11 protein-coding genes are annotated in these 13641 nt (G+C 66.4%); 8 read left to right on the top strand and 3 right to left on the bottom strand.

Going from position 1 to position 13641, the window contains the following annotated elements; genetic code table 11:
- The first annotated feature begins 266 nt into the window (after nt 1–266).
- Nucleotides 267–3062: a glycoside hydrolase family 3 C-terminal domain-containing protein gene (locus QP457_RS13150; RefSeq protein ID WP_205404453.1), complete on the top strand. Its 2796-nt coding sequence runs from the start codon at nt 267–269 to the stop codon at nt 3060–3062.
- 102 nt (nt 3063–3164) lie between these two features.
- Here QP457_RS13150 and QP457_RS13145 read toward each other — a convergent pair whose 3' ends face one another.
- Nucleotides 3165–4070, bottom strand: coding sequence for a LysR family transcriptional regulator (locus QP457_RS13145; protein ID WP_205404454.1), 906 nt, complete (start codon nt 4068–4070; stop codon nt 3165–3167).
- Between the two features lie 105 nt (nt 4071–4175).
- Here QP457_RS13145 and QP457_RS13140 point away from each other — a divergent pair, with 105 nt between their 5' ends.
- From QP457_RS13140 to QP457_RS13130, 3 genes are all read left to right on the top strand, one after another.
- Nucleotides 4176–5534: an MFS transporter gene (locus QP457_RS13140; protein WP_205404455.1), complete on the top strand. Its 1359-nt coding sequence runs from the start codon at nt 4176–4178 to the stop codon at nt 5532–5534.
- Nucleotides 5534–5920: a DUF4440 domain-containing protein gene (locus QP457_RS13135; RefSeq protein ID WP_205404456.1), complete on the top strand. Its 387-nt coding sequence runs from the start codon at nt 5534–5536 to the stop codon at nt 5918–5920. Before QP457_RS13140 ends, QP457_RS13135 begins: the two co-directional genes overlap by 1 nt.
- A 202-nt stretch (nt 5921–6122) precedes the next feature.
- Entirely contained in the window at nt 6123–8033 is a 1911-nt protein-coding gene (locus tag QP457_RS13130; protein ID WP_205404457.1) for a CocE/NonD family hydrolase, read from the top strand.
- Nucleotides 8034–8124: 91 nt separating this feature from the next.
- On the opposite strand, the gene QP457_RS13125 is transcribed toward QP457_RS13130, so the two are convergent.
- Nucleotides 8125–9078 carry an AraC family transcriptional regulator gene (locus QP457_RS13125; protein WP_205404458.1) on the bottom strand — a complete coding sequence of 318 codons (954 nt, stop codon included), beginning with the start codon at nt 9076–9078 and terminating at the stop codon, nt 8125–8127.
- Nucleotides 9079–9169: 91 nt separating this feature from the next.
- Entirely contained in the window at nt 9170–9502 is a 333-nt protein-coding gene (locus QP457_RS13120; protein WP_205404459.1) for a hypothetical protein, read from the bottom strand.
- A gap of 127 nt (nt 9503–9629) precedes the next feature.
- Between QP457_RS13120 and QP457_RS13115 the strand changes: the two genes are divergently transcribed.
- The 4 genes from QP457_RS13115 (at nt 9630) to lldR (ending at nt 13639) form a co-directional block, all read left to right on the top strand.
- Entirely contained in the window at nt 9630–10388 is a 759-nt protein-coding gene (locus QP457_RS13115) for an SDR family NAD(P)-dependent oxidoreductase (RefSeq protein WP_205404460.1), read from the top strand.
- A gap of 147 nt (nt 10389–10535) precedes the next feature.
- On the top strand, nt 10536–10985 hold the full coding sequence (locus QP457_RS13110; protein ID WP_100460309.1) for an MgtC/SapB family protein: 450 nt from the start codon (nt 10536–10538) through the stop codon (nt 10983–10985).
- Nucleotides 10986–11163: 178 nt separating this feature from the next.
- Nucleotides 11164–12822 carry an L-lactate permease gene (gene lldP, locus QP457_RS13105; RefSeq protein ID WP_205404461.1) on the top strand — a complete coding sequence of 553 codons (1659 nt, stop codon included), beginning with the start codon at nt 11164–11166 and terminating at the stop codon, nt 12820–12822.
- Between the two features lie 52 nt (nt 12823–12874).
- Nucleotides 12875–13639 (top strand): transcriptional regulator LldR, encoded by a 765-nt coding sequence (gene lldR, locus QP457_RS13100; RefSeq protein WP_180167350.1) that lies wholly within the window; start codon nt 12875–12877, stop codon nt 13637–13639.
- Nucleotides 13640–13641: the final 2 nt, after the last annotated feature.

Below are 13641 nucleotides of genomic sequence, written 5' to 3'. Positions count from 1 at the left end.
GGGCTGATAACCATCGTGCAGGTAGCGCCTGTGACTTAGGTCCTGTTGACAGCGATGAACGCCCTCGCACACTCTTCACATGATGGGTCGCCCTGCGCGGCCCGGACAGGCAGGTTGTCACGCACGGGAGGAGGGTCCCGCGCGCAGACCGGTCCGTCCTCTGGCCTGCAAGGCGTTGCCCGGCAACGCATGCGCGGCATGACGCTGCACCCTTCGGCGGCACTTTCCCTGGACCGATTGCCTTGGCAACGGAATTACGCCCGCCGATGAAAACGTTTACAAAGCCGCTCGCCCTGTCCCTGGCCCTGTCTGCCGCACTAGCCACCCCGGCCTGGGCCGACTCCGCCGCCTTCACCGTGCTGACCCTGGAGCAGGCGCCGGCAGCGGACGCGATGCCGGCCCTGGCTGCACAGTTGAAGACCCTGCAGGTGGACGCGGTCAGCGTTCGCCAGGTACAGCGCGGCATCGGCCAGGTCGACCCGCTGCAGCTGCTGGCCGATGGCCTGGGCTACCAGTACCGCTTCATCGCCGCCGGCAAGGATGATGGCCAGACCCAGCACGGCCAGGCCGTGTTGACCCGGCTGCCGATCGCTGCCGAATCCGGCCCGGACCAGCCGGGCCTGAACTATCTGCGCCTGGATGACGGCCGCCATGCCGTGGCGGTCTACACCGATGCGGGCGCCGGTGCCACGCAGCTGCCGGCGCTGGTGTCGCGTTCGCGGCTTGGCGCACCGGCCGTGCTGCTCGGTGCGGTAGCCGGAGAATCGGCCAAGGCCGCCGGCTTCGACCCGGCACGCGTGGCCCTGGAAGCCGATGCCAGCTATTTCAGCGATGGTTTCCAGGCTGCCAGCAGTGCGCCGTTCAAGGTGGAAGGCAGCGCGCTGCGTGCAACCCTGCTGACCCTGGCGTATGCCGCCGACAAGGGCGGCGAGCAGCCGTGGATGGACACCACGCTCACCGCTGATGCGCGCGCTGCGCTGCTGCTGAAGGCGATGACCGAGGACGAGAAGTTCCAGATGCTGCACAGCTACTTCGGGCTGGGCAAGGATGGCGGCAAGCTGCCGGAAGGTGCGGTGGGTTCGGCCGGTTTCGTACCGGGCGTGGCGCGCCTGGGCATTCCGTCGCAGCAGTCGGCCGACGCTGGCGTGGGCGTGACCAATCCGGGTGGCATCCGCCCGGGTGATTTCGCCACGGCAATGCCGTCGGGTCCGTCCACGGCGTCCACCTGGAACCGGGGTGTTGCCTTTGCCGGCGGCGCAACGATGGGCCGCGAAGCCTGGCAGCAGCGCTTCAACATCCTGCTGTCCGGCAGCGTCAACCTGCAGCGTGACCCGCGCAACGGCCGCAACTTCGAATACGCCGGTGAAGATCCGCTGCTGGCCGGTTCGATGGTCGGCGCGGTGATCCAGGGCGTGCAGAGCCAGCACGTCATTTCGTCGATGAAGCACTTCGCGCTGAACGACATGGAGACCCGCCGCAACTTCCACGACGTGCGCATCGGCGAACAGGCCATGCACGAATCGGATCTGCTGGCGTTCGAGATCGCGCTGGAAGCCGGTCGTCCGGGCGTTGCGATGTGTTCCTACAACAAGATCAATGGCACCTACGGCTGCGAGAACGGCTACCTGATGAACCAGGTGCTGAAGCAGGAGTGGAAATTCCCCGGTTTCGTGATGTCCGACTGGGGTGGTGTGCACAGCGGTTCGAAGGCGGCGCTGGCCGGGCTGGACCAGCAGTCGGCCGGTGAAGTGTTCGATGCGGCGGTGTTCTTCGATGAGCCGCTGCGTCTGGCCGTGCACGGCGGCGTGGTGCCGCAGGCGCGCCTGAACGACATGGTGGCGCGCATCCTGCGCACGATGTTCCTGCACGGCAACTTCGACAACCCGCCGCAGCACCAGAAGGTCGACGCAGAAGCCGGCTTCGCCGTGGCCCAGCGCACGGTGGAAGAAGGCAGCGTGCTGCTGCGCAATGAAGGCAGCCTGCTGCCGCTGGCCGACAGCGCCAAGCGCATCGTCATCATCGGTGGCCATGCCGACAAGGGCGTGATCGGTGGCGGTGGTTCGTCGATGGTGGGCGTTACTGCCAAGGGCACCAATGCGGTGCCGGGCGTGCTGCCGACCACCTGGCCGGGCCCGGTGATCTTCCACCCGTCCTCGCCGCTGGAATCGCTGCGTGCCGCGCGTCCGGATGCCACCATCACCTATGTGGACGGCACCAATGCTGCCGCTGCGGCCAAGGCTGCCGCACAGGCGGATGTGGCCATCGTGTTTGCTACCCAGTGGGCAGCCGAATCCGTGGACCTGCCGGACATGCAGTTGCCGGACAACCAGGACGCGCTGATTTCGGCGGTGGCCAAGGCCAACCCGAAGACCGTGCTGGTGCTGGAGACCAACGGCCCGGTGCGCACGCCGTGGCTGGCGCAGGTACCGGCGGTGCTGCAGGCCTGGTACCCGGGCATCCGCGGCGGTGAAGGCATTGCCGCACTGCTGACCGGCCAGGCCAATCCGTCCGGCCGCCTGCCGGTGACCTGGGTGGTGGACGAATCGCAGCTGCCGCGTCCGCACATCGATGGCCTCGGCTTCAAGCCGGCCAAGCCGTTCGGCGATGTGTTCGATTTCGATATCGAAGGCGCCAACGTCGGCTACAAGTGGATGGCAGCCAAGGGCCTGACCCCGACCTTTGCCTTCGGCCACGGCCTGTCCTACACCTCGTTCGCCTATGAAAACCTGAAGGTGAGCGTGGAAGGTTCGCGCCTGGTCGCCAGCGTCGACATCCGCAACACCGGCAAGCGCGCCGGTGCAGATGTCGCCCAGCTGTACCTGAAGCTGCCGGCTGGCAGCACCACGCCGATCCGCCTGATCGGCTACGACAAGGTGAACCTGCAGCCGGGCGAGCAGCGCCGCATCCGCATCGAAGCCGAGCCGAAGACCCTGGCCCATTACGATGCACAGGCTCGCCAATGGAAGATCGATGGCGGCACCTACCAGGTGCAGCTGTCGCGCAATGCTGCCGAGCCGCTGCAGAGCGTGGACGTGCAGCTGGTGGAGCAGGTGCTGCGCTGATACGGCGGGTTGTTGATGCTTGAAGACACGGCCCCGCAAGGGGCCGTGTTGGTTTGTGGTGTTGCCGCTGCGCTCGCCGGGCATGGCCGGCGGGCGAGGGATTCAGCCGGCGTCGTCACCAAACCACACGCGCAGGAAATCGATCAGCTGCCGCACTTTCGGCGAGGGCTGGTTGCTGTGCGGGTACACCGCGTAGACGCTCTGCTGCGGGAAGCGATGCTGGCGCAGAACGGGGCGCAGGCGGTCGTGGGCGAGGTCGTCTTCGATCAGCCAGCGTGGCAGCACGGTGACACCTGCACCGGCCACGGCGAACGCGCGCAGGCTGCTGGCCCCATCCACGCGTATCACTGCGTTGCCCGGGTTGGTGGCGAACAGGGCATCGCTGCCATCCGGTGCGACCACCGGCACATCGGCCAGGCGCGGATAGCCGAGGCGTGGCAGGGTGCCCAGCTGTACGGGGTCATCGACAGCATCGGCGGATGGCAGGCGAGCCAGCAAAGCGGGCGCGGCGACTGCACACAACGGATGCCGCTCCAGCTCGCTGGCATGCAGTCCCGAGTCCGGCAGGCGGCCGAGACGGATCGCCAGATCGAAGCGTTCGGGAATCAGGTCGGCCGGTGCCGGCGAGGTCGACAGATGCAGCACCAGCGCTGGATGCTGCGTGCGGAAGGCTTCCAGTGCCGGAATCAGCCGCAGCTGCGCGTACTCCGGGGTGGTGGTCAGGCGCAGCATGCCCTGCAGCTGATGCTGGTCGCGGCGTGCGGCATCGATCGCGGCCTGCGCAGCATCCAGTGCCTGCACGCAGTGCTGCAGGAACTGTTCGCCGGCCTCGGTCAGCGCCAGGTGGCGGGTGCTGCGCAGCAGCAGGGTTACCCCGAGTTCCTGCTCCAACCGCTTCAGGTTGAAGCTGACCACCGCGCGGCTCAGGCCCAGGCGCTCGGCAGCGGCGGTCAGGCTGCCCGCCTCGACCACGGCGCGGAAGATATCGAAGCGATCGAGGCTGACCATGGCGATTCATTGTCAAAGCAGGTTTGACAGTGTTGCAGCTGTTGTCGTGTTTTTCCAACAAGGTCCGGACGGCATGCTGGTCGCTTCCCCGCTGGAGCGCCGCCAATGCCGTCCCCCCGCCTGCGCCATGAGGCGATCTTCCTGCTGGTGTTCGCCCTGGACCTGGTCAACATGTTCATCGCCACGGTGGCCTACCCGGCGCTGGCGGCCGAGCTGCATGCGGACATCGGCACCCTGGCCTGGGTGGGCACCGCCTACATGCTGGGCCTGAGCGTGGTGATTCCGCTGGCGCCGTGGCTGGCCGCGCGCTGCGGTGAGCGTCGCCTGCTGCTGGTTGCCTTGTTGCTGTTCGCGGTGGCCGCGGGCCTGGCCGGCGCCGCGCCGTCCATCGGCTGGCTGCTGGGCTGGCGATTTCTGCAGGGGCTGGCCGGTGGCCTGTTGATTCCGGTGGCGCAGGCGGCGGCGTACCGGCAGTGCACGCCTGAACAACGCGGTGCGCTGACCCGGCGCATCCTGCTGGTGGCGTTGCTGGTACCGGCGCTGGCACCGGCCCTTGGCGGCCTGCTGGTGCAATGGTTGTCCTGGCGCGGCGTGCTGTGGGCCAGCCTGCCGCTGGCGGTGCTGGCGATCGCTCTGGTACTGGCGTGGATGCCAGCCGATGGCCGGCGCAGTGCGCCACGCCTGCAGGGCTATGCACTGGCCACCGCGATGTCTGCGCTGGGCGCGTTGCTGCTGGCGCTGACCTGTCTGGGTGAGCCCGGCCATCGCTTCGCCGGTGCAGGGTTGCTGCTGCTGGCGACAGTGCTGGCTGTCGCTCATCTACGCCATGCGCGCCGGCAGCCGCAGCCGCTGCTGCGCTGGTCGCTGCTGTCACACAGGGGCCTGCGCATGGCGATGCTGGTGTATCTGGCAGTGCCGGGCGTGTTCATCGGCAGCCAGCTGGCCAGTACCCTGCAGTTGAACCACGCCGGTTACAGCGCTGCGCAGATCGGCGCCCTGATGCTGCCGTGGGCGCTGGCCTCGGCACTGGCGATCACCGGCAGCCGGCGATTGCTGGCGCGCGTCGGGCCGGGCACGGTGCTGCGGCTGGGCATGGTCCTGCAGGCCAGCGGTCTGCTGCTGATGGCACTGCAATCGCAGCCATCGTTCGTGCTGGCCGCCATGCTGTTCGCATTGATGGGCGCCGGAGGCAGCCTGTGCAGCAGCACCGCGCAGACGCTGGCGTTCCATGGTGTGGACGCCGAGGCGCTGGGCGATGCCAGTGCGCTGTGGAACCTCAACCGCCAGCTCAGCTTCTGCCTGGGTACCGCCGCCATCGCGCTGCTGCTGGCCTTGGCCATGCAGTGGTGGCCGGCGCATGCCACCGGCGTGGCGCTGGGACTGGCCGCCGTACTCACCCTGTTGCCGCTGGCGCTGCTGCACCGCGCGCAGCTGCATTCCCTTTCCACGACCGAGACCGCTTGATGGACATGACCGCCGAACACGAAATCCACCTTCTGCACGACAAGCTGCAGGCCTGGTTCCGCGCGGGGATCGCGGCCGATGCACTGGACGATCTGATGGCGCATTTCTGCGCGGACTTCAGCATGGTCGGCATTGCCGGACGCAGACTGGACCGGAGTGCAGTGCAGGCGCTGTTCGCGGGTGGCCACGGTGCGCGACCTGGGCTGCAGATCGCCATCGAGGCTGTGCAGGCGATGGAAGCGCCGATGCCGCTGGCGGTGCTGCGCTATCGCGAGGGACATGCCGTAGGCGCGGGCGAACCCACATGGCGGGAATCGCTGGCGGTGCTGCGGCAGGAAGACGGGCGCTGGCGCTGGCTGGCGTTGCATGAGGTAGCGGTGGCGTGATGAATCCGCCGGGCATGGCCCGGCGCTACCGTGGTTGTCCGCGAACGGGTAGCGCCGGGCCATGCCCGGCGAACGCAGCGGCAGCGGCCCGCACATGTGCCATCAGTCCTGCCTGTAAACGCCGCAGAATGCAAAGCAGGCACGCGCTTTGCCGGGGGCTACGGGAGTAGGCTGGAACCTTTCCTGCCGGGAGGTGATGTCCATGCGTGTGCGTGCCGTTGCTGTTGCCGTAGCCCTGAGCCTGTCCAGCGCCGTGCTGGCCGCCGACACGCCGCCGATGACCCCGGACATCAGCGGAAAACCCTTCGTCGCTCCCGATGTGGGCCGCGACTACGACAAGCGCGTGGTGATGGTGCCGATGCGCGATGGCACCAGGCTGTATACGGTGATCGTGGTGCCCAAGGGTGCCCACAACGCGCCGATCCTGTTGACCCGCACACCGTACGACGCCGCCGGCCGCGCCAGCCGCAGCGATTCTCCGCGCATGCGCGATCTGCTGCCGCAGGGCGATGAAGTGTTCGTCGATGGCGGCTACATCCGCGTGTTCCAGGATATCCGTGGCAAGTACGGCTCCGAGGGCGATTACGTGATGACCCGGCCGCTGCGCGGGCCGCTGAACGGTACCAAGGTCGATCATTCCACCGATGCGTGGGACACCATCGATTGGCTGGTCAAGCATGTGCCGGAAACCAATGGCAAGGTCGGCATGCTCGGCTCGTCGTATGAAGGCTTTACCGTGGTGATGGCGTTGACCGATCCGCACCCGGCACTGAAGGTGGCAGCGCCGCAGAGCCCGATGGTCGATGGCTGGATGGGCGACGACTGGCTCAACTACGGCGCCTTCCGCCAGGTCAATTTCAACTACTTCGCCATGCAGACCGAGAAGCGCGGCAAGGGCACGCCACTGCCGTCGCTCGGCTACGACGATTACAGCACCTTCCTGCGCATCGGCTCGGCCGGTGACTACGCCCGCTTTACCGGCGTGGACCAGCTGACCTGGTGGAAGAAGCTGGTACAGCACCCCGCATACGATGCGTTCTGGCAGGGCCAGGCGCTGGATGCGGTGATGGCGAAGACGCCGCTGAAGGTGCCGACCATGTGGCTGCAGGGCCTGTGGGACCAGGAAGACATGTGGGGTGCCAACCACGCCTACCAGGCGATGGAAGGGCGCGATACCGGCAATACCCACAACTACCTGGTGATGGGGCCGTGGCGGCACAGCCAGGTGAACTATGACGGCAGCCAGCTGGGGGCGCTGAAGTTCGACGGCGATACCGCGCTGCAGTTCCGCCGCGACGTGCTCAAGCCGTTCTTCGACCAGTACCTGGTGGACGGCGCGCCGAAGGCCGATACACCACCGGTGCTGGTCTACAACACCGGTGAAAACCACTGGGACCGCCTGCAGGGCTGGCCACGCAGCTGCGAGAAGGCGTGTGCTGCCAGCAGCAAGCAGCTGTACCTGCGTGCCGGTGGCAAGCTGGCGTTCCAGGCACCGGCGGCGGGCGAGGGCGACTTCGAGGAATACGTGTCCGACCCGTCCAAGCCGGTGCCGTTCGTGCCGCGCCCGGTGCGCTTCGGCGACCGCGACATGTGGACCACCTGGCTGGTCAAGGACCAGCGCTTCGTCGATGGCCGGCCTGACGTGCTGACCTTCATCACCGAGCCGTTGTCCGCACCCCTGCGCATCGGTGGCGCGCCGGTGGTGAACCTGCAGGCATCCACCAGTGGCACCGACAGCGACTGGGTGGTGAAGCTGATCGACATGTATCCGGACCAGGAGGCGTCGACGCCGGAGATGGGTGGCTATGAGCTGCCGGTGTCACTGGCGATCTTCCGTGGTCGTTACCGCGAGAGCTTCAGCGATCCCAAGGCGCTGGCGGCCAACCAGGTGCTGCCGTACCGCTTCGACCTGCCCAATGCCAACCACACCTTCCAGAAAGGCCACCGGGTGATGGTGCAGGTGCAGTCCAGCCTGTTCCCGCTGTACGACCGCAACCCGCAGACCTACGTGCCCAACATCTACCTGGCCAAGCCGGGTGACTACCAGAAGGCCACACAGCGGGTGTGGCACAGCGCCGCGCAGGCCAGCTACATCGAGCTGCCGGTGTATTGAGGCGGAGGGGATGACGCCGGGCTATGCCCGGCGTCTGCGATGACGCGAAAGCGTGTCGACCAAGGTCGACACCTACCAGAGCAGATGGGCTTCAGCCGACCTTCGAAGGGCCGGTGCGCCAGCGGCTGGGCACCAGCCCGAAGCGCTTGCGGAATGCTGCGGCGAAGTTGCTGGGATGACGATAGCCGGTTTCCGCCGCCGCCCGCTCCACGCTCCAGCCGGATTCACGAAGGCCCTGCTCGGCGTGACGCATGCGCTGTTCGTGCAGGTAGTCGAATACCGAGCAGCCATACTCCTGGACGAAGTGCCGGCGCAGCGCGCTGGGGCTCATGCAGGCCAACTGGGCCAGCTCGACCAGGCTGTGCGCATGGGCGGGATCGTCGTGCAGGAAAGCCCGCACGCGCTCGAGCCGGCTGCGCTGGCCGCTGCGCAGCATGCGTGCACCTTCAACGTGCAGATCATCGGCCTGCAGACCCACCGTCAGCAGCTGCAGCGCCACGCCTTCGCGCCAGAGTGCATCCAGATCGTCCTGCCAAGGGCTGTCGAACAACTGCGCGAGGGTCGGCAGCATCGCGTGCGGGATGGCCCAATGGCGGCATTCCAGTGGCGCGCGCAACGCCTGTTGCAGTTGCGGTTGCTGGAACACGTCCGGATCCATGTCGGCGGGCACCAACAGGCTGATGCCACGCAGGCGCGTATTGCCCGGATGGACGCCGACCATTGCCACATGGTCGCGGTGGCTGGTGGTCACTGCGGTGCCTGCGCGCAGGCTGAAGTCACTGCGGTTGGGAACTTGCACGTCGACCTGGCCCTGCAGCATCACGCGGATGACCAGGCCGGGCCTTTCGTGCGCTGTGGCGGTATAGGCGATGCGGTTGTGCACATCCGATGCGAGCAGGCTCATGCCCCCGCGCAGGGTCTGTTCGTGCAGGTCGCCGTGGCCGGCCCACTGTTCTTCGCGCAGGTGGCTTGGATCGGCACGGTAGTCATAGCCGTGTCGCTGGCCAAAACGGCGGTAATCGGCAAACGTGAAATATCGGGACATCGCTCGGCGCTCAACAATAAAAGACGGGTGCCGGCGACGATGTGCCCGCACGTTCCATCGTGCACCTGCAGCGCGGATCGGTCCTGCGCTTTCAGAGGTAGAAATAGATTCCCGTCATTTTCTCCAATGCCAGCCCGAATGCGATATCCAGCGGGTCAATCGATTGGCATTTACGGCCAAGTTGAAGCTCGCGCAGCAATGCGCGTGCGTACTGCAACTGCTCGGTGCGGGTGATCGATTCGTCTTCGTAGCGGTCAAAGAGCAGACCGAAACGGGTATTGAGGGCGGTGAGGAAGCCGCTGTCGAACAGAAGATCGACCGTGGAATCGCTGAGCATCACCTCGTACAGGTCGCCGGGCAGGCAGGAATCGGTGTCCAGCCGCCGTTCGGCATCGGCAGTAAGCGGAACGCAGGCTGTACGCATGGGAGTTTCTTTGCCGGGCATACGCGCAAGTATCCCCCATGCAGCGCTTTCGTCACGAAGAAAGGCGTAGTGTCGGTGGAGTCGGACGCTTCTGTCCGCATCGATTCCCAACGCATGGAGACCACAGATGATTGATTACCAGCTCAACGGAAAAACCGCGATCGTGACCGGTGGTGTTTCCGGTATCGGCCTGGCGGTAGCAGAAACGCTCGCTGCATCCGGTGCGCGCATTTCGGTGTGGGATCTGAAGCAGGAAGCGGTGGATGCAACAGTGGCCGCGCTGCGCAGCCAGGGGGCTGAGGCCATCGGCGTCGCGCTGGATGTGACCGACGAGGCGGCGGTGGAAGCGGCGGTGCAGCGCACGGTGAAGGAACTGGGCGGCGTGCACATCGCGGTGAACAATGCGGGCATCGGCGGGCCAGCGGCCAGCAGTGGCGACTACCCGATCGATGGCTGGAAACGCGTGGTGGATGTGAACCTGACCAGCGTGTTCCTGTGCCAGCGGGCGCAGATCCAGGCGATGCGTGCGGCGGGCAGTGGTGGCAGCATCATCAACATGGCCTCCATTCTGGGGCAGGTGGGCTATGCCGGCTCGACCGCCTACGCGGCCGCCAAACATGGTGTGGTCGGCTTGACCCAGACGGCTGCATGGGAGCATGCCGCCGATGGCATCCGCATCAATGCGGTGGGCCCGGGCTTCATCAACACGCCGTTGCTTGAAAAGATGGACGCCAAGGTGCGTGCAACGCTGGAAGGGCGGCATGCGCTCAAGCGCTTGGGAACACCGCAGGAAGTGGCCGCGCTGGTGGCCTGGCTGGCCAGCGACGATGCCTCGTTCGCGACGGGTGCGTACTACGCCATCGATGGTGGCTATCTGGCGCAGTAACCGGGTGCAACCGGGGTACGCATGGCGGTGATCAACCGGTCGACGCCATGCCTGGATGAATCCGCGCGGTGAAGAGGGCGTGCCATCGCCTTCACCGCCGTCCCACGGCCGCCGCGCAACGCTCCGGGAAACTACCGGAGCCTCTTTATGGAACTCACCCAGGACATGTCCATTCTGCTGCGCGTGGCCGCTGCCATGGTCTTTGGCGGCGTGCTGGGCGTCGAGCGCGAGATGGGCAAGCACGCTGCCGGCCTGCGCACGCACATGCTGATCGCCGGTGCTGCTGCGCTGATCGTCGGGCTCGGTGACTCGGTGGCCGAACACTTCCAGCAGGAGCGCTACCGCGATCTGCTGCAGGTCGACCCGGTGCGCTTGATCGAAGCGGTGGTGGCCTGCGTCGGTTTCGTCGCCGCGGGCACCATCCTGCGTGGCAATCGCGAGGACCAGGTCAGCGGGCTCACCACGGCCAGCTCCTTGATCATGGCGGCTGCCATCGGCATTGCCGTGGGCATCGGCAAGTACGTGATCGCACTCGGTGTCAGCGTGCTGTGCGTACTGGTGCTCGCGCTGATCCGACGGGTGGAGAAGAAGCTGTAATCCCAACAATGGTACTACCAATAATTCCGTATAGCCCTATGGTCTAATAGGCTCTTCGCAGGATTGGCGGTTCAATTCGCGCCTGTGGTCCGTTCACTGGTCAAATCGGTACGACCAATGATGACGGGCACGACGCCCCCACCCGGTGGGGAACCTCCTGTTCCTGTCGAGAGCCCTCATGCAGCCCTGGCAACACGTGTACGACCCCGCTGGCAACCTGTGGTTGTCGAGCCTGATCGCGCTGCTGCCGATCGCCTTCTTCTTCGTTGCCCTGGCCGTGCTGCGCATGAAGGGCTGGATCGCCGGCACCATCACCGTGGCCATCGCACTTGGCGTGGCACTGCTGTTCTATCGCATGCCGGTGGCGCAGGCGCTGGGCGCGGCAGGCTTCGGCTTCGTCTATGGCCTGTGGCCGATTGCCTGGATCATCATCGGCGCGGTGTTCCTGTACAAGGTCTCGGTCAAGACCGGCCAGTTCGACATCATCCGCGCCTCGATCCTGTCGGTTACCGAAGACCAGCGGCTGCAGATGCTGATGGTCGGCTTCGCCTTCGGTGCCTTCCTGGAGGGTGCGGCCGGGTTCGGTGCGCCGGTGGCGATTACCGCCGCGCTGCTGGTCGGGCTGGGCTTCAAGCCACTGTATGCGGCCGGCCTGTGCCTGATCGTCAACACCGCGCCAGTGGCGTTCGGTGCGATGGGCATTCCGATCATCGTGGCAGGGCAGGTGACTGGCCTGGACGCCTTCGAGATCGGCCAGATGGCGGGCCGCCAGCTGCCGTTCCTGACCATCATCGTGCTGTTCTGGATCATGGCGATCATGGATGGCTGGCGCGGCATCAAGGAAACCTGGCCGGCGGTGCTGGTGGCTGGCGGTTCGTTCGCCATTGCCCAGTACCTGACCTCCAACTTCATCGGCCCGGAACTGCCGGACATCACCGCTTCGCTGGCGTCGCTGGTCTGCCTGACCCTGTTCCTGCGCCGCTGGAAGCCGGTACGGATCTTCCGCTTCGATACCGAAACCAGCGCCGAGGCGGCGGCACAGGCACTGGAAGCACCGCGCCACAGCGTTGGCCAGATCGCCAAGGCGTGGTCGCCGTTCCTGATCCTCACCGCGATGGTCACTGTGTGGAGCATCAAGCCGTTCAAGTCGTTGTTCGCAGCCGGTGGCCCGCTTGAAGGCTGGGTGCTGAAGATCCCGGTGCCGGGCCTGGACCAGATGGTGCAGAAGATGCCGCCGATCGTCGATGCGCCGCTGAGCTATGAGGCGGTGTACAAGTTCGACTGGTTCTCGGCCACCGGTACCTCGATCATCCTCGCCGCGGTGATCGCGATCATCGCCCTGCGCATGCCGGCGCGGTCGGCGCTGCAGACCTTCGGTGAAACCGTGCGCGAACTGCGCATGCCGATCTTCTCGATCGGCATGGTGCTGGCGTTCGCCTTCATCGCCAACTATTCGGGCCTGTCGGCCACGTTGGCGCTGGCACTGGCGCACACCGGCAAGGCGTTCCCGTTCTTCTCGCCGTTCCTGGGCTGGCTGGGCGTGTTCCTGACCGGTTCGGATACCTCGTCCAATGCGCTGTTCTCGGCGCTGCAGGCGACCACCGCGCAGCAGATCGGCGTGTCCGACGTGCTGCTGGTGGCAGCCAACACCACCGGCGGCGTCACCGGCAAGATGATCTCGCCGCAGTCCATTGCCATTGCCTGTGCAGCGGTGGGCCTTGCTGGCAAAGAGTCGGACCTGTTCCGCTTCACCGTCAAGCACAGCCTGATCTTCACCACGATGGTCGGCCTGATCACCCTGGCCCAGGCCTACTGGCTGACCTGGATGATTCCCTGAGCATGCAGCGCCGGCCGACCAACAGCGGCGTGCTTCGGGCCACAATGGCGCCATGAGCACACAACGGGTTTCGGACAAGGTGGCCGCGCAGCTGCGTGCGCTGGTGCAGGAACGGCAGCTGCAGCCGGGCGACAGGCTGCCGGCCGAGCGCACGCTGGCGGTGCAGCTGGGGGTCTCGCGCACGGCACTGCGCGAGGCCATTGCACAGTTGGCCAGCCACGGTCTGCTGACCGCGCGCGTGGGTGGTGGCACCTATGTGAGCGAGCCCGCCGCACGGGCACGGCAGGCACTGGATGAACCCCTGGTGCCATACCTGCCGCTGTTCCAGGGCGACCCGGAATACCGCTTCGACGTGCTGGAAATCCGCCACGCGCTGGAAGGCGCCACGGCCTGGCACGCGGCGCTGCGCGCCACCGACGAAGACCGTGCGCGCATCGCCCAGGCGTTCCAGACCATGATGGACGCGCATGGCAAGGACGACCCCACTGGCGAAGCCGAGGCCGACGCGGCCTTCCACCTGTCCATCGCCGAGGCGTCGCACAACCTGGTGCTGCTGCAGGTGATGCGTGGTCTGTTCGAACTGCTGCAGACCAACATCTCGCAGAGCCGGGAAAAGCTGTACACCTCGGCCAGGACCTTCTCTCCGTTGTCCGACCAGCACCGCGAGATGATGGATGCGGTGCTGGCCGGCGACCCCGAACGCGCGCGCGCCGCCGCACATGCCCACCTCGAGTTCGTGCACACCACGCTGCGCACCCTCGATGACAACGAAGCCCGGCGTGCGCGGGCCTCGCGCCTGCCTTCCCCACACGGTTGACC

Source organism: Stenotrophomonas sp. As-7, assembly GCF_030291015.1.
GTDB classification, from domain to species: domain Bacteria; phylum Pseudomonadota; class Gammaproteobacteria; order Xanthomonadales; family Xanthomonadaceae; genus Stenotrophomonas; species Stenotrophomonas lactitubi.
Note: the sequence above shows the minus strand (reverse complement) of the source record. Positions and strands in the feature narration are given on the sequence as shown.